Source organism: Streptomyces sp. NPDC127114, from assembly GCF_042677525.1.
GTDB lineage: Bacteria > Actinomycetota > Actinomycetes > Streptomycetales > Streptomycetaceae > Streptomyces.
This window is the reverse complement of the sequence record NZ_JBHXTJ010000007.1, coordinates 132,609-158,561: the sequence shown is the minus strand read 5'-3', so window position 1 is coordinate 158,561 and position 25,953 is coordinate 132,609. Positions and strand designations below refer to the sequence as shown.

General features: G+C 71.7%; 22 protein-coding genes and 2 tRNA genes. 13 read left to right on the top strand and 11 right to left on the bottom strand.

All coding sequences use genetic code 11. The features are described 5' to 3' along the window. Positions 1-145 precede the first annotated feature (145 nt). Positions 146-222 (bottom strand) — tRNA-Pro (locus tag ACFVGS_RS10095). 131 nt (positions 223-353) lie between these two features. Here ACFVGS_RS10095 and ACFVGS_RS10090 point away from each other — a divergent pair. Together ACFVGS_RS10090 and ACFVGS_RS10085 are read left to right on the top strand one after the other, a co-directional pair. Then, positions 354-424, top strand: a tRNA-Gly gene (locus tag ACFVGS_RS10090). A 135-nt stretch (positions 425-559) separates the two neighbouring features. After that, positions 560-883 (top strand): amphi-Trp domain-containing protein, encoded by a 324-nt coding sequence (locus ACFVGS_RS10085; protein WP_385692125.1) that lies wholly within the window; start codon positions 560-562, stop codon positions 881-883. A 15-nt stretch (positions 884-898) separates the two neighbouring features. Here the strand turns inward: ACFVGS_RS10085 and ACFVGS_RS10080 are convergent, their stop codons facing one another. The 3 genes from ACFVGS_RS10080 to ACFVGS_RS10070 all read right to left on the bottom strand — a co-directional run bounded on the left by ACFVGS_RS10080 (position 899) and on the right by ACFVGS_RS10070 (position 2,926). Beyond that, a complete protein-coding gene (locus ACFVGS_RS10080) occupies positions 899-1,093 on the bottom strand; it encodes a hypothetical protein (protein ID WP_384421666.1) in 195 nt (64 codons plus the stop codon). 160 nt (positions 1,094-1,253) lie between these two features. Further along, positions 1,254-1,775, bottom strand: a complete 522-nt coding sequence (locus ACFVGS_RS10075) for an HD domain-containing protein (protein ID WP_385692124.1) — start codon at positions 1,773-1,775, stop codon at positions 1,254-1,256. Between the two features lie 5 nt (positions 1,776-1,780). Continuing rightward, positions 1,781-2,926, bottom strand: coding sequence for a PP2C family protein-serine/threonine phosphatase (locus tag ACFVGS_RS10070; protein WP_385692122.1), 1,146 nt, complete (start codon positions 2,924-2,926; stop codon positions 1,781-1,783). A 107-nt stretch (positions 2,927-3,033) separates the two neighbouring features. Here ACFVGS_RS10070 and ACFVGS_RS10065 point away from each other — a divergent pair, with 107 nt between their 5' ends. Continuing rightward, a complete protein-coding gene (locus ACFVGS_RS10065) occupies positions 3,034-4,263 on the top strand; it encodes a GNAT family N-acetyltransferase (protein WP_385692121.1) in 1,230 nt (409 codons plus the stop codon). A gap of 19 nt (positions 4,264-4,282) precedes the next feature. Here the strand turns inward: ACFVGS_RS10065 and ACFVGS_RS10060 are convergent, their stop codons facing one another. After that, a complete protein-coding gene (locus tag ACFVGS_RS10060) occupies positions 4,283-5,092 on the bottom strand; it encodes an Fpg/Nei family DNA glycosylase (protein WP_385692119.1) in 810 nt (269 codons plus the stop codon). Continuing rightward, the gene (locus ACFVGS_RS10055) at positions 5,092-5,586 is read right to left on the bottom strand and encodes a ribose-5-phosphate isomerase (RefSeq protein WP_384421676.1); all 495 of its coding nucleotides are present in this window, start codon (positions 5,584-5,586) and stop codon (positions 5,092-5,094) included. Before ACFVGS_RS10055 ends, ACFVGS_RS10060 begins: the two co-directional genes overlap by 1 nt. Before the next feature lie 206 nt (positions 5,587-5,792). On the opposite strand from ACFVGS_RS10055, the gene ACFVGS_RS10050 reads away from it, so the two are divergent. Together ACFVGS_RS10050 and ACFVGS_RS10045 are read left to right on the top strand one after the other, a co-directional pair. Continuing rightward, on the top strand, positions 5,793-7,253 hold the full coding sequence (locus ACFVGS_RS10050; RefSeq protein ID WP_384421678.1) for an amino acid permease: 1,461 nt from the start codon (positions 5,793-5,795) through the stop codon (positions 7,251-7,253). Positions 7,254-7,333: 80 nt separating this feature from the next. Beyond that, a complete protein-coding gene (locus ACFVGS_RS10045) occupies positions 7,334-8,617 on the top strand; it encodes an FAD-binding oxidoreductase (protein WP_385692117.1) in 1,284 nt (427 codons plus the stop codon). Positions 8,618-8,691: 74 nt separating this feature from the next. Here the strand turns inward: ACFVGS_RS10045 and ACFVGS_RS10040 are convergent, their stop codons facing one another. Further along, entirely contained in the window at positions 8,692-9,285 is a 594-nt protein-coding gene (locus tag ACFVGS_RS10040) for a biotin transporter BioY (RefSeq protein ID WP_384421682.1), read from the bottom strand. A gap of 254 nt (positions 9,286-9,539) precedes the next feature. On the opposite strand from ACFVGS_RS10040, the gene ACFVGS_RS10035 reads away from it, so the two are divergent. The 3 genes from ACFVGS_RS10035 to ACFVGS_RS10025 all read left to right on the top strand — a co-directional run bounded on the left by ACFVGS_RS10035 (position 9,540) and on the right by ACFVGS_RS10025 (position 13,318). Then, a complete protein-coding gene (locus ACFVGS_RS10035; protein ID WP_384421684.1) occupies positions 9,540-10,943 on the top strand; it encodes an amino acid permease in 1,404 nt (467 codons plus the stop codon). A gap of 115 nt (positions 10,944-11,058) precedes the next feature. Then, the gene (locus tag ACFVGS_RS10030) at positions 11,059-12,501 is read left to right on the top strand and encodes an amino acid permease (RefSeq protein WP_384421686.1); all 1,443 of its coding nucleotides are present in this window, start codon (positions 11,059-11,061) and stop codon (positions 12,499-12,501) included. Between the two features lie 172 nt (positions 12,502-12,673). Then, positions 12,674-13,318: a superoxide dismutase gene (locus ACFVGS_RS10025; protein ID WP_384421492.1), complete on the top strand. Its 645-nt coding sequence runs from the start codon at positions 12,674-12,676 to the stop codon at positions 13,316-13,318. 119 nt (positions 13,319-13,437) lie between these two features. Here ACFVGS_RS10025 and ACFVGS_RS10020 read toward each other — a convergent pair whose 3' ends face one another. Further along, positions 13,438-14,073: a DsbA family protein gene (locus ACFVGS_RS10020; RefSeq protein WP_384421490.1), complete on the bottom strand. Its 636-nt coding sequence runs from the start codon at positions 14,071-14,073 to the stop codon at positions 13,438-13,440. Between the two features lie 166 nt (positions 14,074-14,239). On the opposite strand from ACFVGS_RS10020, the gene pepN reads away from it, so the two are divergent. Both pepN and ACFVGS_RS10010 read left to right on the top strand, forming a co-directional pair. Next, on the top strand, positions 14,240-16,801 hold the full coding sequence (gene pepN, locus ACFVGS_RS10015; protein ID WP_385692114.1) for an aminopeptidase N: 2,562 nt from the start codon (positions 14,240-14,242) through the stop codon (positions 16,799-16,801). Positions 16,802-17,023: 222 nt separating this feature from the next. Then, positions 17,024-17,857, top strand: coding sequence for a hypothetical protein (locus tag ACFVGS_RS10010; protein WP_384421487.1), 834 nt, complete (start codon positions 17,024-17,026; stop codon positions 17,855-17,857). A 16-nt stretch (positions 17,858-17,873) separates the two neighbouring features. Here ACFVGS_RS10010 and ACFVGS_RS10005 read toward each other — a convergent pair whose 3' ends face one another. The 3 genes from ACFVGS_RS10005 to ACFVGS_RS09995 form a co-directional block, all read right to left on the bottom strand. Continuing rightward, the gene (locus ACFVGS_RS10005; RefSeq protein ID WP_385692113.1) at positions 17,874-19,019 is read right to left on the bottom strand and encodes a serine hydrolase domain-containing protein; all 1,146 of its coding nucleotides are present in this window, start codon (positions 19,017-19,019) and stop codon (positions 17,874-17,876) included. A 92-nt stretch (positions 19,020-19,111) separates the two neighbouring features. Next, positions 19,112-19,579, bottom strand: coding sequence for an NUDIX hydrolase (locus ACFVGS_RS10000; RefSeq protein ID WP_384421483.1), 468 nt, complete (start codon positions 19,577-19,579; stop codon positions 19,112-19,114). A 9-nt stretch (positions 19,580-19,588) separates the two neighbouring features. Beyond that, positions 19,589-20,293: an HPP family protein gene (locus tag ACFVGS_RS09995; RefSeq protein WP_385692111.1), complete on the bottom strand. Its 705-nt coding sequence runs from the start codon at positions 20,291-20,293 to the stop codon at positions 19,589-19,591. 239 nt (positions 20,294-20,532) lie between these two features. Here ACFVGS_RS09995 and ACFVGS_RS09990 point away from each other — a divergent pair, with 239 nt between their 5' ends. The 3 genes from ACFVGS_RS09990 (at position 20,533) to ACFVGS_RS09980 (ending at position 25,826) form a co-directional block, all read left to right on the top strand. Continuing rightward, the gene (locus tag ACFVGS_RS09990; protein WP_384421479.1) at positions 20,533-21,075 is read left to right on the top strand and encodes a CGNR zinc finger domain-containing protein; all 543 of its coding nucleotides are present in this window, start codon (positions 20,533-20,535) and stop codon (positions 21,073-21,075) included. 210 nt (positions 21,076-21,285) lie between these two features. Beyond that, positions 21,286-24,615, top strand: coding sequence for a S8 family serine peptidase (locus ACFVGS_RS09985; protein WP_385692109.1), 3,330 nt, complete (start codon positions 21,286-21,288; stop codon positions 24,613-24,615). 194 nt (positions 24,616-24,809) lie between these two features. Further along, a complete protein-coding gene (locus tag ACFVGS_RS09980) occupies positions 24,810-25,826 on the top strand; it encodes an aspartate-semialdehyde dehydrogenase (RefSeq protein ID WP_385692108.1) in 1,017 nt (338 codons plus the stop codon). Positions 25,827-25,953: the final 127 nt, after the last annotated feature.

The following is a 25,953-nucleotide window of genomic DNA, read 5'->3' as shown; positions in this document are numbered from 1 at the left end:
GGTTCGGTCTCCTTGTGGCTGATTCCTGGTTTCCGGCGGCGCCGCCCGTGGCGGTTCCGGCCGATCGGCCCGGTCAGAGAGACACACGGGCACGCAGCTTGCATAGTAACCGCAAGCGGCTTGCGCCCCACAACGTGATCTTGGCTGGTCGGGGTGGCGGGATTTGAACCCACGGCCTTCCGCTCCCAAAGCGGACGCGCTACCAAGCTGCGCCACACCCCGTCGGTGCGACACGTAGGGTACATGGACGGGGACGGTGCGACGCCCCCTCTTTCCGAGGGGCGTGCGAGCACCCGCCAGGACCGGCTACGATGGCGTCCGTGCCGCGGCCCTGGCCTGCGGCGCACTGCTGTGCGGGCGTAGCTCAATGGTAGAGCACTAGTCTTCCAAACTAGCTACGCGGGTTCGATTCCCGTCGCCCGCTCTGTTCGGCCCGGGGCCGGGCCGGAGACGCGTTCTCCGGCCCGGCCCCGAGTCGTTCCCGGGCCCCTCATGCCGGGCCTTTCGTACCTTTTGCAGGGATCTTCGAGGGGCCGGAGAATGGGCCGCGGAGGCACTCATGACGGACCTGAAGTTCGAGCAGAAGCGCTCGTTGTCCCGTGTCGAGGCGGCCGATCAGCTCGCGGCGCTCGCCGACGCCCTCAGGAAGGGCGGAGACGCGGAGCTGGAACTGGGCGCGGGAACGCTGAGCCTGCGCATCCCGGACGAGCTGCGCGGTGAGCTGGAGTTCGAGGTCGACGACGGGGAGGTCGAGCTGGAGATCGAGTTCACGTGGTCGACGGCCCGGGGCTCGACGAAGGCGACGGCCCCCACGGACGGGACCGCGAAGACGGCCACGAAGGCTTCTCGGGGCCGTAAGCGCGCCGCGGCCAAGCCGGCGTGACCGCGAGCAGGGCACTCAGAACTTGATGGAGCCGATCGTCTGCGTTATCGAGTCCAGGAAGCGCTGGATGTCGTCGGCCATGCCCGTGGAGGCGAGGAAGAAGCCGAAGAGGACCGCGACGACGGCCGGACCGGCCTTCAGGTTTCCGCCACGGATCAGCACCACCAGGATGATCGCCAAAAGCAGCACCACGGACAGTGAAATGGCCACAACTGATCACACCCTCGGTCGGTCCCGCCCTTGCCGCCGGGGAGCGCACGTCACAGAACACCCCCGCCGCATCTATCGTGCCACCAACTTCCTGCCCAGCGCGGCCGGGTGACGAATCGTCGACGTAAGGATCCAGCCAACGTGACGAAATCCGTCTTGATCATTTCCCTGTGGCCTGATCATTTCCCTGTGTGAGTCCCAACGGGGTTCCCTGTGTGAGTCCCAACAGGGACCGCATCCGGGCGTATTTGGCCGTCAGCCGCTCCCCCGTCGCCGGGTCGAGCGCGGCGAGGCGGGCCGGGTCGGCGTTGTGCGCGAGGTCGGACTCCTTGACCAGCAGGGCGCCCGGAGTGGCCAGAATGCGACGGGCGTAGTCCTCCGGCGGCTCACCGGTCCGCTTGGTGAGGGCGCGCACCATCGCCTTGACCTCGTCCGGCAGCGCGGCGTCCGCCAGCCACCGCTCGGACAGGGCGTCGTCCTCGACGGCGTCGTGCAGCCACCCGGCCGCGATCTGCGCCTCGCTCCCGCCCCGGGACCGCACGCCCTCGGCGACGGCGCGCAGGTGCTCCGCGTACGGCCGGCCCGCCTTGTCGGTCTGCCCGGCGTGGGCGGCGACGGCGACGGCCTCGACCTCGGCCAGGGTGAGGTACGGGCGCGGGCCGGGGTGCGGGGTCTCGGTCACGGCGGCTACCCCTTGCGGCTGATCAGGAGGAGGGCACGGTCGTCGTTGACGTCCTTGGCGCAGGCTTCGATGAGGTGCCAGGCGGCGCCCTCGAAGCCGGCGGTGATGTGGCGGTCGGCCTCGCCGGTGAGGCGGTCGATGCCCTCGGCGATGTCGCGGTCGGCGCTCTCGACGAGGCCGTCGGTGAAGAGCATCAGGACGTCGCCGGGGCGCAGGGCGCCCTTGACCGGGTGGAACTCGGCACCGTCGTACACGCCGAGGAGCGGCCCTTCGGCGGCCTTCTCCTCCCAGCGGCCGGTGCCCGCGTGGAGCTGGAGCGCGGGCAGATGGCCGGCGGAGAGCAGCTCGTAGTCGCCGGACTCCAGGTCGAGGACCAGGTGGACGGAGGTGGCGAAGCCCTCGTCCCAGTCCTGGCGCAGCAGGTAGCCGTTGGCGGCGGGCAGGAAGCCGTGCGGCGGCAGCGAGCCGAGGAGGCCGCCGAAGGCGCCGGAGAGGAGCAGCGCGCGGGAGCCCGCGTCCATGCCCTTGCCGGAGACGTCGGTGAGCACGACCTCCAGGGTGCGTCCGCCGTTGGTGCGGGCGGCGACGACGAAGTCGCCGGAGAAGGACTGGCCGCCGGCCGGGCGCAGGGCCATCTCGCGGTGCCAGCCGGCCGGGAGGCGGGGCAGCGCGCTCTGCACGCGGATGCGTTCGCGCAGGTCGAAGAGCATGGTGCCGCCGCGTCGCCAGGGCACGCCGACACGGGCCCGGAACTGGGCGATGAGCAGCCCGAACAGACCGCAGGCCGCGACGACCAGGACGGTGCCGGGGGTGACCCGGGCCGGGCCCTCGGTGTACGGGCCGAGGACCAGCGACTCGACGATGAGCGCGCCGGCGGCGGCCGCGTACAGGCCGAGGAGGCTGGCGGGGCGCAGCAGCAGCCCGCCGGCGACGATCGGCAGGACGAGGGCGACCGGCGAGCACCAGACGGGGTTGGTGACGGTGCCGACGGCGATGGCGGGGACCGTGAGGAGGAGCCCGGCCATCGCGATCCAGTCGGAGCCGTCTCCGCGGAAGTAGTCGACTCCGCTCCGGCGCAGCGCGACGCGGGCCCGGCGGGCGCTCCTGCGCATCCGGGCCGCGTACGAGTCGAGTACTCCGCGACGTCCCATTGGCCTGGACCCTATCCACACGGTCGGAGCTCGTGCAGGGGGACCCAGGTGACAAGCTGTGTGAAATCGGGTCGCGTCGGGGCGCGGGGCGCTGATATCGATGGCATATGACGACGGAACTGCGGGTGCTCGACCCCGCCGAATGGGACAACTGGTACGCCGTGCTCGAGCTGGCGTTCGGTGGCGTTCCGGAATCGGACGAGGAGCGCAAGCTCTGGCAGGAGCTGACCGAGCACGAGCGCTCCATCGGCGCGTGGGACGGCGACCGCTGTGTCGGTACGGCGGGCGCGTTCTCCTTCCGCCTCTCGGTCCCGGGCGGGAACGTGGTGCCGGCGGCGGGCGTCACCATGGTGAGCGTGGCGGGGACGCACCGGCGGCGCGGGATCCTCACGTCGATGATGCGGCGCCAGCTGGAGGACGTACGGAGCTGGGGCGAGCCGCTGGCGATCCTGACGGCTTCGGAGCCGGTGATCTACGGGCGGTTCGGGTACGGCGCGGCGACGTACGCGGTGCACACGACGATCGACACGACCCGGGTGCGGCTGACGATGCCGGAGGGCACGGACGAGGTCTCGCTGCGGGTGACGACGCCGACGGAGGCACTCGACGCGACCGAGGCGGTGTACGCGCGTCTGGTCACCGGCCGGCCCGGGATGCTGGAGCGCCGCCCCGGCTGGGAGCGGGTGGCGGTGCTCGACCCGCCCGCCGACCGGGAGGGCGCTTCGCCGCGGATGTGCGTGCTGGCGGAGCGGGACGGGGAGGTCGTCGGCTACGCGCACTACGCGATCAAGCCGGACTGGTCCTTCGCGGGCTCCGACGGCTCCGTCTCGGTGCACCAGCTGGCCGGCCTCGACCCGGTGGCGGAGGCGGCGCTGTGGCGGTTCCTGTGCTCGGTGGACCTGACCGCGCGGGTGAAGGTGCGCAGCAGGCCGGTGGACGACGCCTGGCAGCACCTGGTGACGGACGTCCGGCGCTGCGAGCCGACCCTCCGGGAGATCCTCTTCGTCCGGCTGGTGGACGTGGGCGCGGCGCTCGCGGCGCGGACGTACCAGACGCCGGTGGACGTGGTGTTCGAGGTCGAGGACGCGTTCTGCCCTTGGAACGAGGGGCGTTGGCGGCTGACGGGGGACGCGTCGGGCGCGAGCTGTGTCCGTACGGGCGAGCCGGCGGACCTCTCCTTGTCCGTACGGGAGTTGGGCGCGGCCTACCTGGGCGGTGTCTCGCTGCTGTCGCTCGCCGCGGCCGGGCGCGTCCGCGAGGTGCGCGCGGGAGCGCTGGCGGCGGCTTCCGTGGCGTTCGGGTCCCCGGTGGCGCCGTGGCTGCCGCACAGTTTCTGACCGGAGGCCGGACACCCCTCTAGGACTGCTGGCAGCCCGGGCACCAGAAGAGGTTGCGGTGGGCGAGGTCCGCCGTGCGGATCGCGGTGCCGCAGACGTGGCAGGGCAGGTGGGCGCGGCGGTAGACGTAGACCTCGCCGCCGTGGTCGTCGACGCGCGGCGGGCGGCCCATCGCCTCGGGCGTGTGCTCGGGGCGGACGGTGTCGATGCGGTTCAGGCGCACGCCCTCGCGCATCAGCGCGACGAGGTCGTCCCAGATCGCGCGCCATTCCCGCTCGGTCAGGTCCCTGCCCGCGCGGTACGGGTCGATGCCGTGCCGGAAGAGGACCTCGGCGCGGTAGACGTTGCCGACGCCCGCGACGATCTTCTGGTCCATGAGGAGCGCGGCGATCGTGGTGCGGGACCTCGAGACGCGGTGCCAGGCGCGGGCCGGGTCGTCGCCGTCCCTCAGGGGGTCGGGGCCGAGCCGGTCGTGTACGGCCCGCTTCTCGGCGTCGGTGATCAGCTCGCAGGCCGTCGGGCCGCGCAGGTCGACGTACGACTCCGGGTTGGCGAGGCGCAGCCGGACCGTGTCCGTGGGCGGCGGCGCGGGGGCGTCGCCGAAGGTGACCTTGCCGAAGAGGCCGAGGTGGACATGGACCCATTCCTCGCCGGGGAAGCCGAGGAAGAGGTGCTTGCCGTGGGCCTCGGTGCGGGCGAGCACCGTGCCGTCGAGGAGCGCCGCGGAGTCGGCGAACTTGCCCTGCGGGCTGGAGACGCGCACAGGCCGGCCGCCGAACCGTTCCCGGCAGTCGGCGGCCAGCCGGTGGATGGTGTGCCCTTCGGGCATCAGGCGGTGGGCTCCTGCGGGTGGTGGGCCGGGATGGGCGGGAGCTCGCCGGTGGTCTCGTACGCGCTGAGCATGTCGATGCGGCGGGTGTGGCGCTCGTCGCCGGAGTACGGGGTGCTCAGGAAGATCTCGACGAACTTGGTCGCCTCTTCCTCCGAGTGCATGCGGGCGCCGACGGCGACCACGTTGGCGTTGTTGTGCTCGCGGCCGAGGGCGGCGGTCTGCTCGCTCCAGGCGAGGGCGGCACGGACGCCCTTGACCTTGTTGGCGGCGATCTGCTCGCCGTTGCCGGAGCCGCCGATCACGATGCCGAGGCTGCCCTCGTCGGCGGCCGTCTTCTCGGCGGCGCGCAGGCAGAACGGCGGGTAGTCGTCCTGGGCGTCGTAGATGTGGGGACCGCAGTCGACGGGCTCGTGGCCGTGGGCCTTCAGCCACTCGACGAGGTGGTTCTTGAGTTCGTAGCCGGCATGGTCGGAGCCGAGGTAGACGCGCATGGGTCCGAGTGTGGCACGGGCGGAGCCGGGTAGCGGTCATCGGGGTCGGGACGTCGGTCCCGGGCGCCGGGGACCTTCGTCCCGGCTGGTCCGGACCTTATGTCCTGAATCACGATCCGGAATCAGCTCTTCCGTACTCCCCGGTCACCCGGTTTCATTGCTCCAGCTCGCGACCCGAGCATGCCCCCATACCGAAGGAAGCGTTCATGAACACGCAGCCGACCCTGGCGAAGGAAGGCGGCACCACCGGAAACCCCGGTGAAGTCCAGCCCGACGGCACCAACGGCCTCAAGGCCGGGCTGAAGAACCGCCACCTGTCGATGATCGCCATCGGCGGTGTCATCGGCGCCGGTCTCTTCGTCGGTTCCGGCTCCGGCATCGCCGCGGCCGGCCCCGCCATCCTCCTCTCCTACGCGCTCGTCGGCGCGATGGTCGTCTTCGTGATGCGGATGCTCGGCGAGATGGCCGCCGCCCGCCCCTCCTCCGGCTCCTTCTCCGCCTACGCCGACCAGGCGCTCGGCCGCTGGGCCGGCTTCACCATCGGCTGGCTGTACTGGTTCTTCTGGGTGGTCGTCCTCGCCGTCGAGGCGACCGCGGGAGCGGTGATCCTGGAGAGCTGGATCCCGGCCGTGCCGCAGTGGGCCTGGGCGCTCATCGTGATGGTGGTGCTCACCGCGACCAACCTCGGCTCCGTCGCCTCGTACGGCGAGTTCGAGTTCTGGTTCGCCGGCATCAAGGTCGTCGCCATCGCGGCCTTCGTCGTCATCGGCTTCCTCGCCGTCTTCGGCGTGCTGCCGGGCTCGGACAACCCGGGCGCGGGCCTCGCGCACCTCACCGACGCCGGGGGCTTCTTCCCGATGGGCGCGGGCGCGATCCTCACCGGCGTGCTGATGGTCGTCTTCTCCTTCATGGGCAGCGAGATCGTCACCCTGGCCGCCGGCGAGTCCGAGGACCCGCAGCGCGCCGTCACCAAGGCCACCAACAGCGTGATCTGGCGGATCGGCGTCTTCTACCTGGGTTCGATCTTCGTCGTCCTCACCCTGCTGCCGTGGAACGACAAGTCGATCGTCGAGAAGGGCTCGTACGTCGCCGCCCTCGACTCCATCGGCATCCCGGCCGCCGGCCAGATCATGAACGTGATCGTCCTGACCGCCGTGCTGTCCTGCCTGAACTCGGGCCTCTACACCGCCTCCCGCATGGCCTTCTCGCTCGGCCAGCGCGGTGACGCGCCCAAGGCCTTCGCCCGCACCAACGCCAAGGGCGTGCCGGTCGCGGCGATCCTCGCCTCCGTCGTCTTCGGCTTCGTGGCGGTCTTCTTCAACTACTGGCGGCCGGACGACGTCTTCGCCTTCCTGCTCAACTCCTCCGGTGCGGTCGCGCTCTTCGTGTGGCTGGTCATCTGCCTGACCCAGCTGCGGATGCGCAAGATCATCCTGCGCGAGTCCCCGGAGAAGCTGGTCGTGAAGATGTGGCTCTTCCCGTACCTGACCTGGGCCACCGCCGCCATGATCGTCTTCGTCCTGGGCTACATGGTCTACGACGGCGGCAGCAACCGCGAGCAGGTCGTGCTCTCGCTGCTGGTCGCGGCGCTGGTCCTCGCCATCGGCATCGTGAAGGACCGGTTCCGGAAGCCCGCGGAGCTCCCGGAGCCCTCCGACAGGATCTGAATCCATACCTGACGGAAGCTGTCAGGTATCCGCGAAAGGCTCTCCGTACACCGACCACCTCGGGAACGGAGAGCCTTTCCATGTCCGCGTACGACCAGTTCACCGGCTTCCAGACCGCCTTCCCCGTGCGCCCCGAGCGGCTCGTCGAGGCCACCGGCCCCGACGACGTCCGCGCCGCCGTCCGGTACGCGGCCGGGCACGGCCTCACCGTCGCCGTGCAGTCCACCGGGCACGGGCGCGGCGGGCCCGTCGAGGGCGGGCTGCTCGTCGACACCCGGCGGATGGACGAGGTCGCGGTCGACCCGGTGGCACGCACCGCGCGGATCGGCGCCGGGGCCCGCTGGGGCCGGGTCGTGGCGGCCGCCGCGCCGCACGGGCTCGCGCCGCTCAACGGCTCCTCGCCCGGCGTCGGCGTGGTCGGCTACCTCCTCGGCGGCGGTCTGGGCATCCTCGGCCGTACGTACGGCTGGGCCGCCGACCACGTCCGCTCGCTCGACCTGGTGACGGCGGACGGCGAGCTGCGGCACCTGACGCCGGGCGACGCGGCGTTCGAGGCGGTGCTCGGCGGCGGTCACGGGCTCGGCGTGGTCACCGCCGTCGAGACCGGCCTGGTGCCGGTCGCCCGCCTCTACGGCGGCTCGCTCGCCTTCGACGGTGCCGTGGTCGAGCCGGGCCGGGTGCTGCGGGCCTACACGGAGTGGGCCTCGGGCGTGCCCGAGGCGCTGACCTCCTCGCTCGCCGCGCTGGTCTACCCGGACGTCCCGGCCCTGCCTCCGCACCTGCGCGGCCGGTACGTGCTGTCGGTGCGGGTCGCCTTCACCGGCGACGCGGCGGACGGCGAGCGGCTGGTGGCGCCGCTGCGGGAGCTGGGGCCCGCGCTCTCCGACTCGCTGCGGGAGCTCCCGTACGCCGAGAGCCACACCATCCACGCGGACCCGGACTTCCCGCACGCCTACTGGGGCGACGGGATCCTCCTCGACGCGATGGACGAGCAGGCGCCGGCCCAGGTCCTCGACCTGACCGGGCCGAAGGCCGACCGGATGGCGGTCGTACAGCTCAACCACCTGGGCGGGGCGCTCGCCGCGGAGCCGGCGACGCCGAACTCCGTGCCGTACCGCGAGGCGGGCTGGCTCGTGCGGGCCCTGTACCCGCTCGACGAGGCCGGTCCGGCACCGGTACGGGAGCTCCACGCGCGCGTGGAGCGGGCGCTCGCACCGCGCACGCTGGGGCGCGCGGCCAACTTCGTCTTCGGCGACGGGGAGCGGACGGACGGCCTGTACGACTCCGCGACGGCGAAGAGGCTCGCCGCGGTCAAGTCGGAACTCGACCCGGCGGGCCTCTTCGGGCCCTTCGGGAAGCGGTGAGCGCGTGAGCGCGGGCCTTGGGCGGCGCGGCACTCGGCAGCCCCGGCCCTCAGCGGCTCCGCCGCTTGCGCGGCTCAGCCCTTGTGGCCGAGCAGCTTCCAGGCGGTCGGCAGGGCGCCCATCGCCAGCGCGGCCTTGAGGGCGTCGCCGATGAGGAACGGAGTCAGGCCCGCGGCGACGGCCTGGCCGAAGGACATGCCGGTGGCGAGGGCCAGGTACGGCACGCCGACCGCGTAGATGACCGCCGAGCCGAGCACCATCGTGCCGGCCGTGCGGAGCACCGAGCGGTCGGCGCCGCGGCGGGCGAGGGCGCCGACGACGGTCGCGGCGAGCAGCATGCCGAGGATGTAGCCGAAGGACGGCATGGACCAGCCGGAGGTGGCCTGGGCGAACCACGGCACGCCCGCCATGCCGGCGACGGCGTACAGGGCGAGGGCGAGGAAACCGCGGCGGGCGCCGAGCGAGGTGCCGACGAGGAGGGCGGCGAAGGTCTGGCCGGAGACCGGGACCGGGGAGCCCGGGACGGGCACGGACAGCTGGGCGGCGAGGCCGGTGAGCGCGGCGCCGCCGACGACCAGCGCGAGGTCGCGGACGCGGCTCGACGGGATCAGGTCGGCGAGGACCGTCCCGGAGCGGAGGGAACGGACGGGGGCGGCGGCGGTGCTCATCGGTACTCCGCGGAACGAGGGGACAGGGGGACGGCTCGACCGTATGCCAGGAGTGAACGGCCGATCACCATCAGCCGCCCACAAAGCGGAGGTTGAGCGCTTCGTGGAGATCAGACAAAGCCCGTCGTTCATGCCTCCCGCCACGTGACGCTTGTCACTGGGCACTCTCGCCCAGTGGTCCCTTTTGCGCCAGGAGACGGTCACCGGAGAGACTGTGGAGTCCCCATAAACCGTCCGAGAGCACGAGCCCCCACATGCACGACGCCCCGCCCGCCCCTCCGTCCTCCCTCGCCCCGGAACCCGAGCCGCTCTCCCACGGGCTGAAGCAGCGTCATCTGACGATGCTGGGGCTCGGCGGGGTGATCGGCGCCGGGCTCTTCGTCGGCTCGGGCGCGGGCATCGCGGTGGCGGGGCCCGGGATCGTCGTCTCGTATCTGCTCGCCGGCGCGCTCGCGATGCTGGTGATGCGGATGCTGGGCGAGATGTCGGCGGCGATGCCGGCGTCCGGTGCCTTCTCGGTGCACGCGGAGCGGGCGCTCGGCCGCTGGGCGGGCTTCTCGGTGGGCTGGCTGTACTGGTTCCTGCTGGTGGTGGTGCTCGCGGTGGAGGCGACGGGCGCGGCGCGGATCGCGCACGGCTGGGTGCCGGGCGTGCCGCAGTGGGCCTGGGTGCTCGTCTTCATGCTGGTGTTCACGGCGGCCAATCTGGCGGCGGTGAAGAACTTCGGCGAGTTCGAGTTCTGGTTCGCGGCGCTGAAGGTCGGCGCGATCGTGCTCTTCCTGGTGCTCGGTGTGCTGGCGATCGTCGGCCGGCTGCCCGACACCGACCCGGTGGGACTGACCAATCTGACGGGCCAGGGCGGCTTCCTGCCCAACGGCTGGGCAGGGGTCGTCTCCGGCGTGCTCGCCGTGGTCTTCGCCTTCGGCGGCCTGGAGGTCGTGACGATCGCGGCGGCCGAGTCGGACGACCCGGCGCGCAACGTCGCGCGGGCGGTGCGCAGCGCCGTGTGGCGCATCCTCTTCTTCTACGTGGGCTCGATGCTGGTGATCGTGACCCTGCTGCCGTGGACCGCGATGCAGCCGGGCGAGTCGCCGTACGTGGCGGTGCTGGACGCGATCGGGGTGCCGGCGGCCGGTCAGATCATGAACGTGGTGGTGTTCGTGGCGCTGCTCTCGGCGCTGAACGCCAATCTGTACGGCTCCTCGCGGATGGTGTTCTCGCTGGCCGAGCGCGGTGAGGCGCCGAAGGGACTGCTCAGGGTGTCGGGCGGCGGGGTGCCGCGGCGGGCGGTGCTGGCGTCGGTGGCCTTCGGCTTCGTCTCCGTACTGCTGAATCTGAAGTGGCCGGATTCGGTCTTCCTCTACATGCTGAACGCGGTCGGCGCGGTGCTGCTGTTCGTGTGGGCGCTGATCGCGGTGTCCCAGCTGCGGCTGCGGCGCCGGATCGAGCGGGAGGCGCCGGAGACGCTGTCGCTGCGGATGTGGGGCTTCCCGTGGCTGACCTGGGTGGCGCTCGCGGCGATGGCGGCGGTGCTCGTGCTGATGCTGGTGGACGACGCGGCCCGGCCGCAGGTGCTGTGGTCGGCCGGGGCGACGGCGGCGGTGCTGGTCGTGGCATGGGGGCGGGAGCTGCGCGGTTCCTCCACGAAGCGGAGCTGAACCTTCACCTTGTGTGAAGCTCGTGCCCGTATAGCGGACATCTGTTCCCTGTGAGCGGTGCGGGCCCACAGACTGTGGGCCACCTCCCCGTCTCACCTCATGAACAGGTTCGCCCATGTCCCGGACCACCGCGCCCGCGCCGGCCGACCGCAAGGACGGCGCGAGCGCTCCTGCCGGGGGCCTGTCCCACGGCCTCAAGCAGCGCCATCTCTCGATGATCGCCCTCGGTGGCGTCATCGGCGCCGGCCTCTTCGTCGGCTCCGGTGCCGGCATCGCCGCGGCCGGCCCGTCGATCGTCCTCGCGTACGCGATCTCCGGTGTGCTCGTCATGCTGGTGATGCGGATGCTGGGCGAGATGTCGGCGGCGAACCCGGCCTCGGGCTCCTTCTCCGTCCACGCCGAGCGGGCCTTCGGCCCGTGGGCCGGCTTCACCGCCGGCTGGGCCTTCTGGTTCCTGCTGTGCGTGGCCGTCGGCCTGGAGGGCATCGGCGCCGCGAAGATCATGACGGGCTGGTTCCCGGGAACCGCGGAGTGGGCCTGGGTGGCCCTCTTCATGGTGGTGTTCTGCGGCACGAACCTGGCGGCGGTGAAGAACTTCGGCGAGTTCGAGTTCTGGTTCGCCGCGCTGAAGGTCGGCGCGATCGTCCTCTTCCTCGGCATCGGCGTGCTCGCCATCGTCGGCGTGCTGCCGGGCACGGACGCCCCCGGCGCGGCGAACCTCTCCGGGGACGGCGGCTTCTTCCCGCACGGCTCGGAAGGCCTGATCGTCGGTCTGCTCGCCTCGGTCTTCGCGTACGGCGGTCTGGAGACCGTCACCATCGCCGCGGCCGAGTCCGAACACCCGGTGCAGGGCGTCGCCAAGGCCGTCCGCACGGCGATGTGGCGCATCGCGCTCTTCTACATCGGCTCGATGGCGGTCATCGTGACCCTGGTGCCGTGGGACGACAAGGCGGTCGTCGAGAAGGGCCCGTACGTCGCGGCGCTCGACCACCTGGGCATCCCGGCCGCCGGCCAGATCATGAACGTGGTGGTCCTGGTCGCCCTGCTCTCGGCGATGAACGCCAACATCTACGGCGCCTCCCGCATGGCCGGCTCGCTGGTCGCCCGCGGCCAGGGCCCGCAGGCGCTCGGCCGCACCTTCGGCGGCGTGCCGCGCCCGGCGGTCCTCGTCTCCTCGGTCGTCGGCTTCGGCTGCGTGCTGCTGAGCTACTGGTCGCCGGACAAGGCCTTCATCTGGCTGCTCAACACCATCGGCGCGATCATCCTCGTCGTCTGGTTCTTCATCGCGGCCTCCCAGCTGGTGCTGCGCCGCCGCACCGAGCGCGAGGCGCCCGAGAAGCTGGTCGTGAAGATGTGGCTGTTCCCGGCCCTGACCTGGGTGGCGCTGGCCGGCATGGCGGCGGTCTTCTTCCTGATGGCCCGTGAGGAGGGCACCCGGATCCAGCTCTACTCGACGGGCGGCCTGACGCTGGTGCTCGCGCTGGTCGGCTTCGCCCTGCAGAAGTCCCGCGGGACGGCGGCCGCCCCGACGAACGACCCGGCCCCCGAAGAGGCCTGACCGCCCCCCTTCCCTGCGACGAGGCCCCGCCGAGCGACCGCTCGGCGGGGCCTCGTCGTGTCCGCGCCCGTCCTAGGACCAACGACTGATCAACTTCTCTCGCACCTACTGCTAACCTGCACTTGCATAGAGGTTGCAATAAGCAGTCGGTCGAAGGGCTAGGGCTCGGCACATGGCGATCTACACACTTCCGGAGCTGCCGTACGACTACGCGGCGCTGGAGCCGGTGATCAACCCGCAGATCATCGAGCTGCACCACGACAAGCACCACGCGGCCTACGTGAAGGGTGCGAACGACACGCTGGAGCAGCTGGAGGAGGCGCGCGACAAGGAGGAGTGGGGAAGCATCAACGGGCTGGAGAAGAGCCTGGCCTTCCACCTCTCCGGGCACATCCTGCACAGCATCTACTGGAACAACATGAACAGCCCGAAGGACGGAGGCGGCGGTGAGCCGCTGGCCGCCGACGGGGTCGGCGAGCTCGCCGACGCGATCACCGAGTCCTTCGGCTCCTTCGCCAGGTTCAAGGCCCAGCTCACCAAGGCCGCCGCGACCACCCAGGGCTCCGGCTGGGGCGTCCTCGCGTACGAGCCGATCAGCGGCCGGCTGATCGTCGAGCAGGTCTACGACCACCAGGGCAACGTCGGCCAGGGCTCGGTCCCGGTCCTCGTCTTCGACGCCTGGGAGCACGCCTTCTACCTGCAGTACAAGAACCAGAAGGTCGACTTCATCGAGGCCATGTGGCAGGTCGTCAACTGGCAGGACGTGCAGAAGCGCTACGCCGACGCGAAGGGACGCACCCCGCTGATCGGCATCTGACGGACTCCTGCTCGTGATCGTCTTCTCAACCTTCACCGGGCAGGCGGAAAGAGGACGGCCCCCGCGGTACCCCCTCTGGGGGCGAACCGCGGGGGCCGTCCGCATGTGCGGACGCGGGCCTACTCGAAGCTCGGCGCCGCCGTCCGGGTGCGCTTGATCTCGTAGAAGCCCGGCGTCGACGCGACGAGCAGGGTGCCGTCCCACAGCCGGGCGGCGGCCTCGCCGCGCGGGGTCGGCGTGACGACCGGGCCGAAGAAGGCGACCTCGGCGCCGTCCGCGCCGGGGACGGAGATCACCGGGGTGCCGACGTCCTGGCCGACCTTGTCGATGCCCTCCTTGTGGGAGGCGCGCAGCTCGGCGTCGTACGTGTCCTTGTCCGCGTAGTCGACGAGCTCGGCCGGCAGGCCGACGTCGGCGAGCGCGGCGGCGATGGCCTCGCGGGTCGGGCCCTCGCCGTCGTTGTGGAAGCGGGTGCCGAGCGCCGTGTAGAGCTTGCCGACGACCTCGTCACCGTGCAGCTGCTGGGCGGCGACCACCACGCGCACCGGGCCCCAGGCCTTGGTCTCGAGCATCTCCCGGTACTCCGGCGGCACCTCGTCCAGACGGTTCTCGTTGAGCACCGCCAGGCTCATCACCTTCCAGCGCACGTCGACCGGGCGCACCTTCTCGACCTCCAGCATCCAGCGGGACGTCATCCAGGCCCACGGGCACAGCGGGTCGAAGAAGAACTCGGCGGTGGTCCTGCTCTCGGACATGTGACTCCTCGGAAAGGGCCTCGGAACGGGCGGGGAAACGTGCTCGGCAAGGTGTTGCGCCGAAAAGCGGCAACGCCGGGGAGCGCGGCGGCATTCCCGTGTACCCCGCGTCAGTGGCACATGGCAGGATCGGTGCTGTTTCGATGGCGTCACGAAGGAGTGCCCCGTGCCCGGTGAGAATCTGTCCCGCGACGAGGCCCGCGAGCGGGCCGAGCTGCTGTCCGTCGACGGGTACGAGGTCTACCTCGACCTGCGGTCGGCGGTCGGCGAGTCCGGGGAGGGCGTGCGCACCTTCCGCTCGGTGACCACGCTGCGCTTCCGCCGCACGGGCACCGGCGACGCCACCTTCGTCGACCTGGTCGCCCCTTCGGTGAACGCGGTCACGCTCAACGGCCGCGCGCTCGACCCCGCGGTCGTCTTCGACGGCTCACGGATCGCCGTCGACGGCCTCGCCGACGAGAACGTGCTGGTCGTCGACGCCCAGTGCGCCTACAGCCGCACCGGCGAGGGCATGCACCGCTTCGTCGACCCGGAGGACGGCGAGGTCTACCTCTACACGCAGTACGAGCCGGCCGACGCCCGCCGCGTCTTCGCCAACTTCGAGCAGCCCGACCTCAAGGCCCCGTACCGCTTCGAGGTGGACGCCCCCGAGGGCTGGACGGTCTGGTCGAACGGCGCCGGCGAGCAGGACGCCGAGGGGCGCTGGCGGTTCGCCGAGACAGCGCCGATCTCCACGTACATCACGTGCGTCGTCGCCGGGCCGTACCACTACGTGACGGACACCTACAAGCGGGTCTCCGCCGACGGCACCGAGCTCGTGATCCCGCTGGGCGCGATGTGCCGCAAGGGCCTCGCGAAGCACTTCGACGCGGACGACGTCTTCCTGATCACGAAGCAGGGCTTCGACTTCTTCCACGACAACTTCGACTTCCCGTATCCGTTCGGGAAGTACGACCAGGCCTTCGTGCCCGAGTACAACCTCGGCGCCATGGAGAACCCGGGCATGGTCACCTTCCGCGAGGAGTACATCTACCGCGGCAAGGTGACGCAGGCGGCGTACGAGCGCCGGGCCAACGTGATCCTGCACGAGATGGCCCACATGTGGTTCGGCGACCTGGTCACCATGGTGTGGTGGGACGACCTGTGGCTGAAGGAGTCCTTCGCCGACTTCATGGGCTCCTTCTCGCTCGCCGAGGCGACCCGCTTCACCAACAGCTGGGTGACCTTCGCCAACAACCGCAAGGCCTGGGCGTACCGAGCCGACCAGCTGCCGTCCACCCACCCGATCACGGCCGACATCCGTGACCTGGAGGACGCCAAGCTCAACTTCGACGGCATCACCTACGCCAAGGGCGCGTCGGTCCTGAAGCAGCTCGTGGCGTACGCGGGCCGGGACGCGTTCCTCGAGGGCGCGCGCCGCTACTTCAAGCGCCACGCGTACGGCAACACGCGCCTCGCGGACCTGCTGACCGTCCTGGAGGAGACCTCCGGCCGGGACATGAAGGCCTGGGCGAAGTCCTGGCTGCAGACCTCCGGCGTCAACACCCTGACGCCGGTCGTCACGTACGACGCCGAGGGCCGGATCACCGAGCTCGCCGTCCTCCAGGAGGGCGGAGAGCTCCGTCCGCACCGCGCCGCAGTCGGTCTCTACCGCCTCTCGGACGGCGAGCTCGTGCGGTACGCGCGCGTGGAGGCGGACATCACGGGTGCGAGCACGGTCGTGGCCGAGTTGGCGGGCGCCGAGAAGCCGGACCTGGTCCTGGTCAACGACGACGACCTCACCTACTGCAAGGTCCGCTTCGACGAGGGCTCGCTCGCCACCCTGCGCGCCCACCTCGGCGACATCACCGACCCGCTGGCCCGCGCCCTGTGCTGGTCGGCGCTGTGGAACCTGACCCGCGACGGGCTGATGCCGGCCCGCGACTTCGTGCGGATCGCGCTGGACTTCGCGGGCCGCGAGACCGACATCGGCGTCCTGCAGATGGTGCACGCCTGGGCGCAGTCGGCCGTCACCCACTACGCGGCGCCGGACTGGCGGCCGGAGGGCGGGCGGCTGCTCGCCGAGGGCGGGCTGCGCGAGCTGCGGCTCGCCGAGCCGGGCAGCGAGCACCAGCTGACCTGGGCGCGCTTCTTCGCCGCCGTCGCGTCCTCCGAGGCCGACCTCCAGCTCCTGGAGGGTCTGCTCGACGGCTCGGCCGCGGTCGACGGGCTCGACGTGGACCAGGAGCTGCGCTGGGCTTTCCTGGAGCCGCTGGCCACGCACGGCCGCGCCGACGAGGCCCGGATCGGCGCGGAGCTGTCCCGTGACGACACCGCGACCGGCAAGCGGCACCAGGTGCGCTGCCTGGCGGCCCGGCCCTCGGCCGCGGTCAAGGCGCAGGCCTGGGCCCAGGTCGTCGAGTCGGACGCGCTGTCGAACGCCCTCGTGGAGGCGACGATCGCGGGCTTCGTGCGGCCCTCGCAGCGCGAGCTGATCGCCCCGTACGCGGAGAAGTACTTCGCGGTGATCGAGCGGATCTGGGCGGAGCGGTCCATCCAGATCGGCATGGACGTGGTGCGCGGTCTGTTCCCGGGGCTCCAGGACCGGCCGGAGACGCTGGCCGCGACCGACGCCTGGCTGGGCGAGCACGCCGACGCCGCCCCGGCGCTGCGCCGTCTCGTCCTGGAGGCGCGGGACGACCTGGCGCGGGCGCTGCGGGCGCAGGAGTGCGACGGGCGCGCGCTCTGATCCCCGGCCCTGCCTCGTAGGGCGCCTTCGGCCCCCGGCGGAGACCCTCCGCCGGGGGCCGCTGTGCGTGCGGGCGGGCCCGGGTTGCGTGTTGCGTGCCTGGTGGGCGGGCCGCGCCTACTCGGCACTCGAACGCGCGTACTTTAGTGCGGGGTTGTCCCTAAATGTCGACGGGCGTGTAACAGCGGTTAGTTGAGGTCCGGACGACGGAAGACCGTCGACATGAACCACGACACCTCCCCCAAGGCCCCCCTCTCCCCCCTCCCCCACACCGGAGCCGACCGGTTCCGCGAGGCCGTCCGCCACGCGGGCACCGGGTCGATGCTCACCGGGCTCGCCGCCCTCTCCCTGCACCGCTTCGCCTCCGCTCCCCCGCCCGGCATGATCGACCGGGTCGACGTCCTCGTGCCGCGCACCCGGCGGCTGCGCTCGACCGGCCTCGTGCGGGTGGTGCGCACGGCCGAGCCGCCGCAGTCGCTGGAGATCGACGGGCTGCCGGTCGCCCCGGTGCCCCGGGCGCTCGCCGACGCCGTCTCGGCGCTGTCCGACGCGGGCGTGGTGCGCCGGCTGCTCACCGAGGCGGTGAGCGCGGGCCACTGCGAACCGGGGTCCGTCGTCAGGGAGTTGAACCGGGCCCGGCTGCTGACCCGGCCCCATGTGGTGGACGCGGTGGACTCGCTGCTCGCCGAGGGCCGGTCGATCGCCGAGGACCGGCTGTACACGATGGTGCGGGAGTTCGCGCTGCCGGACCCGCTGTGGAACGTGGACCTGCGGCTGCCCGGCGGCCCCCACCTCGGCGGCGTGGACGCCTACTGGCCGGACCAGGCGGTCGCGGTGGAGCTGGACACCCGGGCGCCGCGGCAGGACGACGACGCGCTCTGGTCGGAGTACACGCGCAAGCGCGAGCACCTGGAGCGGCTCGGCATCACCGTCGTCCACCTGACCCCGCGCAAGCTGCGCGAGGCGATGGACCAGCAGGCGACCGTGGTCCGTACGGCCCTGATGGCCGCGCCGGACCGGCAGCCGCCCGCCTACGTCGTCGTCCTGCCCCGCTGAACGCCGCCCTCGTGGGCTACTTCTTCGGAGCCGTGCCGCAGAACTCCGCCTCCAGGAGGGACTGGGTGTCGCCCGTCCAGTCGGCGTTGAAGTTCCCGGCGAGGGAGTGCTCGCCGTCCCTGGTGACCACGGCCTGCGAGCTGGATCCGTGGATGCCGCCGCTGTGGCCCCAGATCTCCTTGCCGCAGCTCAGCTTCGCCTGCATCAGCCCGAGTCCGTAGCGGACGTCCCCACCGTCGCGGGACGTGGCGACCGTGTCGGTCAGCTCCTTCATCTCGGCCGCCGGCAGCAGCCTGCCCTTGATCAGAGCGCGGTAGAACGTCTGCAGGTCGTTCGAGTCGGAGATCATCTCGCCCGCCGCGTAGGCGATGCTCGGGTTCAGCCGGGTCACGTCGTACGTCGGGCCGTCGGACTCGCGGGACAGCTTGGAGTAGGCGCCGGAGTTCGGCCTCGGCATCCGGGGGTCAGTGCCGGGAACGCTGGTGGCGCGGAGCTTCAGCGGCTTGATGATCCGGTTCTCGACCGCCTTGCCGTACGGACGGCCGGTGACCTTCTCGATGACCATGCCGGCGAGGACGTAGTTGGTGTTGGAGTAGTTCCAGTCGGTGCCGGGCGCGAAGTCCGGCTCGTGGGTCATGGCGATGGCGACGAGCTGCTGCGGCGTCCAGGTGTCGTAGCGGTGCTCCAGGAAGGCGGGACCGAAGACCTTCTCCTGGAAGCCGGGGTCCGAGGTCACGTTGTACACACCGCTGGTGTGGTTGAGGAGCTGGCGGACGGTGATCTTCCGGCCGTCGTGGCCGTTGCCGCGGACCACGCCGGGCAGCCACTTCTCGACCGGGTCGTCGAGGTCGAGCCGGCCCTCGGCCTGGAGCTGGAGGAGGACGGTGGCGGCGAAGGTCTTGGTGATGGAGCCGACCCGGTAGCGGTCGTCGCCCTTGCGCTCGCCCGCGGTGCCGGTCCAGCGGTCCTTGCCGTCGCGGGCCGCCGCGACGGCGCCGGGCACGCCCGCGGCCACGGCCGCGTCCAGGGCCTGCTGGGTGGCGGCGTGGGAGGGCCCGGCCGGTGGCGCGGCGGCGACTGCGGGTGCGGCGAGCGCGGTCGCGGCGAGGCCGGCCACCAGGCCGGCGGCGACGACGGTACGGGCGGTGCGTGCGGCTGACATTCGGGCTCCCGTGATCGTTGTGCTGCGGTCACGGGAGGGGACCGCGGGAGGCGGGCGGCGGGTTGAGGCGGGTCGTGACGGTTGAGCCGTTTTCAGCCGTTCGCCGGATCGGTGAGGTGGGAGTGGCCCGACGGGGGCCGGTCGCGCCAGAGCTGGAGGCCGATGTCGACGAGTTCGACGCGGGTGAGCGAGGGCACGGAGTCGAGCGGGTGCCAGGCGGCGAGGTCGGTGGAGCCGCCCTGCTCGTTGCGCAGGGCACCGCCGGTGATCCGGGCCTCGTAGACGATCCTGAGGCCCTGCCAGTCGCCGGGCCCGCCGAGCCGGCGCAGCCGGTCGCGGCGGATGGAGTCGATCCCGAGCAGGGCGACGACCTCGGCCTCGTACCCCGTCTCCTCCTCGACCTCCCGCACGACGGTCTCGACCGGCAGCTCGCCGTGGTCCATCCCGCCCCCGGGCAGCGTCCACCGCCTGACCCCGGCCTTGTCCACCCAGCGGGCCAGCAGTATCTGCCCGTCCCGCACGCACACGGCGTAGGCCGCCACCCTCAACTCCGTCTTCATACGGCGAGGTTAGAGCCAGTACGCCGGGTAGCGGCGGCCCGTCAGACGGGCGCCGGCCAGGCCGGTGGCGACGAGGAGGAGGGAGGCGAGGACGAGAAGGCCGAGAAAGGTCCAGAACGGCGGGTTCTGGAGGGTCACGATCACGGCGGTGGCCGCGGCGGGCGAGTGCGGGGTACGGGCGGCCGCCATCACGCCCAGTGCGAGGCCGCCGGCGAGCGCGGCGCCCCACGGGCCGGGGCCGGTGAGCGCGAGGACGGCGAAGCCGGTGAGCGCGGAGAGGAGCTGGCCGCCGACGACGGAGCGCGGCTGGGCCAGCGGCAGGTTGGGCGCGCCCGCCACCAGCGCCATGCTCGCGGCGAGCGGCGGGATGAGCAGCGGCTGACGGAGCACGGCGCCGACCACGACGAGCAGGAGCAGGGCGGTGACGCTCACCGCGGTGGACCCGAGCAGGACACGAGCGCGAGGCCGCGGGGGCGGCGAGACCGGCGGGGACAGGGAGGGAGCGGGCGGGGCGGCCGGGGCGGGGGCAGCTGCGGCCGTCGGGGCGCCCGCGGCACCCGGGCTGGTCGCGCCGGCCAGGGCGGCTGCGGCCGTCAGGGCGCCCGCGGCACCCGGGCTGGTCGCGCCGGCCAGGGCGGCTGCGGCCGCTGCGGCTGTCGGGGCGAGCGGGGTGGTCGGGGCCGGGGCGGTCGGGTCGGGCGGGGCGGGCGGCATGCGTGGTCCTTCGCGTCGGAGGTCGTCAGGGAGGCACGGGCGAGCGGGCGGGGCCGGGGCCGCAGTTGCCTGCGCATGCGCCCGCGCCGTCCCGCCTGGCTCCGGCGGTCGGCCCTCCCGGGCACAGCGACGAGCTAACCCCTCACTCGGACTTTAGGGGTTAGCCATGGCCGTGCGCAACCGCTCACGTACCCTTGAGGGGTTAGTCCGGAATCCGTCCGCCGAGGAAGGCGCCCGCCATGACCGTCATCGATCCGCGGCCGCTCACCGGCGAGCCCGTCTCGCTCGACCTGCTCAACACCCGGTGGATGGCGGACGGCGTCCGCCAGGACCTGCTCACCGACACCGACGGGCTCGCGGTCTGGCTCGCCGCCAACGGGCTCGAAGGGCGCTTCGCCGCCGACGCGGCCACCCTGCGCCACACCCTCGCCGCCCGCGACGCGCTCGCCGCGCTCGTCGACCGGCCCGGCGACGCCGAGGCGACCGCCGCGGTGGACGCGGTGCTCGGGCACGGCCGCATCCGGGCCACGCTCACCACGGAGGGCCCGGGCGAGGAGGCGGAGTTCGCCGATCCCGCGCACGGACCCGGCTGGATCGCCGCGCGCGACTACCTCGACCTGCTCCGGGCGAACCCGGAGCGCATCCGCGCCTGCGCCCACGAGGCGTGCATCCTGCACTTCTTCGACACCTCGCGGAACGGCACCCGCCGCTGGTGCTCGATGGCCCTGTGCGGTAACCGGGCCAAGGCCTCGCGCCACTATGCCCGTACAAAAGACAACTAGTCCCCCAAGGGATTCGGGCTGAACCTCCCGTCGCAACGCCCCTGTTAGGGGCGTTTCGTCCCTCATGGCGCACGGTCCGCGGTGGCGGATGTGCGCCATGCGCGCATTCCGCCGCCCGATAACTCTCCCCAAAACCCGCCCTCTTGCGAAAGGCTGAGCGGTCATCCGGTACCGAAATCCGGACCCTCTTCTTTCACAACAGGGATGTAAATGACCACCCCCGAAACCCAGAGCTCCATACCCGGGCGCTCGACCACCGGGACCAGACGTGCGGCCCGCATCGCCGCCGCCGCCGGACTCGTGACCGCGCTGGTCACGGCCGGCGCCGCCCCGGTCCTGGCCGTCGACGACCCGGCGGCCGCTCCCACCCCGGCGAACTCCGCCAAGACCGCCGACGCGGGCGACAAGCTCGGCGCCACCGACGCCCAGCGCCTCTCCGAGGCCGAGGCCGCGAACAAGCCGAACGTCACGGTCCTGGTCGCCACCGCGCCCGGCGCCACCGAGCAGGTCGCGGGCCAGCTCGACGCCGTGCCCGGCGCCTCCGTCGGCAAGCGGGACGACAAGCTCGGCTACGTCCGCGCCACCCTCCCGACCGGCAAGGCCGAGGCCGCCATCAAGGCCGCCACCAAGCTCTCCTCGGTCCAGTCGATCGACCTCCAGGCGGAGATCGAGCTCGACGACCCGACCCCGGACGCGGGCACCACCGGCGCCGTCGACGGCACCACCGTCACGCAGACGTACCCGGCCCCCGGCAGGAACACGCCGGCGAAGAACCCGTACAACCCGTCCCACGAGACGGGTGCGGTCGACTTCGTCAAGGAGCACCCGAAGGCCGACGGCCGCGGCGTGACCATCGGCGTCCTCGACTCCGGTGTCGACCTCGGCCACCCGGCCCTGCAGAAGACCACCACCGGCGAGCGCAAGATCGTCGACTGGGTCACCGCCACCGACCCGCTGACCGAGGGCGACGGCACCTGGCGTGCCCAGATCACCGCGGTCACGGGCCCCGTCTTCACCGCCGGCAGCCAGAGCTGGAAGTCCCCCGAGGGCAGCTACAGCTTCAGCGTCTTCCGCGAGTCGGTCACCGCGGGCGGCGACCCGAAGGGCGACATCAACCGGGACGGCGACACCACCGACGTCTTCGGTCTGCTCTACGACGCCGCCGCCGGCACCGTCCGGGTGGACTCCGACCAGAACGGCGACTTCACGGACAACGCTCCGATGAAGCCGTACAAGGACGGCAACCAGGTCGGCTACTTCGGCACCGACAACCCGGCCACCGAGGTCGTCGAGAAGACCCCGTTCGTCGTGCAGATCCGCAAGGACGTGCCGATGGACCCGCTGGGCGGCACGTGGGTCGGCAAGAAGGCCGACTTCGTGAACGTCGGCCTCGTCGAGTCCTCGCACGGCACCCACGTCGCCGGCATCACCGCCGCCAACGGCCTGTTCGGCGGCAAGATGAACGGCGCCGCGCCCGGCGCGAAGATCGTGTCCTCCCGTGCCTGCACCTGGACCGGCGGCTGCACCAACACCGCGCTCACCGAGGGCATGATCGACCTCGTCGCCAACCGTGGCGTCGACATCGTCAACATGTCCATCGGCGGCCTGCCGCTGCAGAACGACGGCGACAACGTCCGCGCCCGCCTCTACACCCGTCTCATCGACGAGTACGGCGTGCAGCTGGTCATCTCGGCCGGCAACGAGGGCCCCGGCATCAACACGATCGGCGACCCCGGCCTGGCCGACAAGGTCCTCTCGGTCGGCGCGGCCGTCTCCAAGGAGACCTGGGCCGCGAACTACGGCTCCGCCGTCGAGAAGAAGTACGCCATGTTCCCCTTCTCCTCGCGCGGCCCGCGTGAGGACGGCGGCTTCACCCCGACCATCACCGCCCCCGGCTCGGCCGTGAACACCATCCCGACCTGGCAGGCCGGCGCGGGTGTCGCCGAGGCCGGTTACACGCTGCCCGCCGGCTACGGCATGCTCAACGGCACCTCGATGTCCTCGCCGCAGGCGGCGGGCGCGAGCGCGCTGCTGATCTCCGCGGCCAAGCAGAAGCACATCGCGCTCTCCCCGAACACCCTGCGCACCGCGCTCACCTCGACCGCGAAGCGGATCTCCGGCGTCGCGGCCCACGAGCAGGGTGCCGGCCTCATCGACATCGAGGAGGCCTGGGAGTCGATCAAGGACGGCGCCAAGGCGCACGACTACAAGGTCGAGGCCCCGGTCGACACCGTGATCTTCCCGGCTCCGCACACCGGCAGCGGTGTGTACGACCGTGAGGGCGGCCTCAAGGTCGGCCAGAAGAAGGTCTACGACGTCACCGTCACGCGCACGAGCGGCCCGGACCGGGTCATCGAGCACGAGCTGGACCTCAAGTACAACGACGGCACCTTCCGCATCCTCGGCGACGACGAGATCGACCTGCCGCTGAACAAGCCGGTCACCGTCAAGCTGGAGGCCCGCCCGAAGACGGCCGGCGTCCACAGCGTCATCCTGGAGGCCGACGACGAGCGCACCGAGGGCGTCGACAAGCAGATCCTCGCCACCTCGGTCGTCTCCGCCGACCTGGTCGCGCCCGGCTACGGCTTCACCGCCTCCGGCTCCGTGCAGCGCAACAGCCACAAGTCGTACTTCGTCACCGTGCCGAAGGGCGCGAAGACCCTCGAGGTCGCGATCGGCGGGCTGAAGGAGAAGAGCCAGACCCGGTTCATCACCCAGCACCCGTACGGCGTCGCCCTCGAGGACAACGCGACCAACCAGTGCTACCCGCACTACAACCCGGCGAACACCTGCCGCCCGGACGTGCGCTCCTACGCGAACCCGATCCCGGGCGTCTGGGAGATCATCGTCGAGTCCCGCCGCACCTCGCCGGACCTGGACAACCCGTTCACCCTGAACGTGTCCGTCCTCGGCGCCGACTTCGACCCGGCGGTCCAGACCGTCGCCGAGGCGAAGATCGGCACCCCGGCCGCCGTGCAGTGGAACGTCTCCAACCGCTTCGCCGCGCTCGACGGGCGTCTGAAGGGCGGCCCGCTCGGCTCGCAGAAGTCCGAGAAGGCGACCATCCAGCACCACGAGCAGCAGATCAAGACCGTCACCATCGGTGAGGGCGTGGAGCGCCTGGACATCGCCATCGGCAACACCTCCGACCTGGCGGCCGACCTCGACCTCACGGTCAAGCTCGGCGACAAGCAGGTCGGCCAGTCCGCCGACGGCGACTCCGAGGAGTCCGTCACGCTGATCAAGCCCGCCGCGGGCACCTACACCGTCGTCATCGACGGTTACTCCGTCCAGGCGGCCGGCGGCACCAGCTACGACTACAAGGACGTGTACTACTCGTCCGCGCTCGGCTCCGTGAAGGTCGACGAGTCGAAGCAGGTCCAGCTGGCCAACGGCGGCACCGCCGAGGTCGCCGCCGAGGTCGTCGTGAACGCCGCCGCGCCCGAGGGCCGGCAGTTCTTCGGCGAGGTCCAGCTGCTGAACGCGCGCGGCACCGCCGCGGGCACCGGCAGCGTCGTGATCGAGAAGGTCACGCCGTAACGCCGACCATGACGAGGGTCACACCCTGACATGGCCAGGCCTGGGGGCGGGCACCGGAACGGTGTCCGCCCCCTTCGGCGTCTTAGGACCTGCGGAAGCCGTCCCGTCCCTTGGACAATGAATTGGACAAGGCGCCCCGGGCCACACGCATGATGGATGCGGCACCACCCTGCACACACATTCGGAGGATCCCCGTGAAGGTCGGAATCGTCGGAGCCACCGGTCAGGTCGGCACAGTCATGCGCAAGATTCTGGCCGAGCGGAACTTCCCGGTGGACGAGCTGCGCCTGTTCGCCTCGTCCCGCTCCGCCGGCACGGTCCTGGACGGCGTCACCGTCGAGGACGCCTCCACCGCCGACTACACCGGCCTCGACATCGTCCTCTTCTCGGCCGGCGGCACCACCTCCAAGGCCCTCGCCGAGAAGGTCGCCTCGCAGGGCGCCGTGGTGATCGACAACTCCTCCGCCTGGCGCCGCGACCCCGAGGTCCCGCTGGTGGTGTCCGAGGTCAACCCGCACGCGGTCAAGGACCGCCCCAAGGGGATCATCGCCAACCCGAACTGCACCACGATGGCCGCCATGCCGGTGCTCAAGCCGCTCCACCAGGAGGCCGGCCTGACCGCGCTGGTCGCCACCACCTACCAGGCCGTCTCCGGCTCGGGCCTGGCCGGTGTCGCCGAGCTGCGCACCCAGGCCTGCGCGGTCGCCGAGCAGGCCGACCAGCTGGCGTACGACGGCGAGGCCGTCGACTTCCCCGAGCCCGGCGTGTACAAGCGCCCGATCGCCTTCAACGTGCTGCCGCTGGCCGGCTCGATCGTCGACGACGGCTCCTTCGAGACCGACGAGGAGCAGAAGCTCCGCAACGAGTCCCGCAAGATCCTGGAGATCCCGGACCTCAAGGTCTCCGGCACCTGCGTGCGCGTCCCGGTCTTCTCCGGCCACTCGCTCCAGGTCAACGCCCGCTTCGCGCGTCCGATCAGCGTCGAGCGCGCCTACGAGCTCCTCAGGGACGCCGAGGGCGTCGAGCTCTCCGACATCCCGACCCCGCTCCAGGCCGCCGGCAAGGACGCCTCCTACGTGGGCCGCATCCGTGTCGACGAGACCGTCGAGAACGGCCTCGCGCTCTTCCTGTCCAACGACAACCTGCGCAAGGGCGCCGCGCTGAACGCCGTGCAGATCGCCGAGCTCGTCGCCGCTGAGCTGAAGGGCTGACACCCGGACGTACGCATCGAGGGCGGCCACCCCCACGGGTGGCCGCCCTCCGCTTGTTCGCCCTGGGAAATGCACCGTGCGCCGTCCGCACACCCCGTGGAAGGATGGGCCAAACGTCACGAAACCG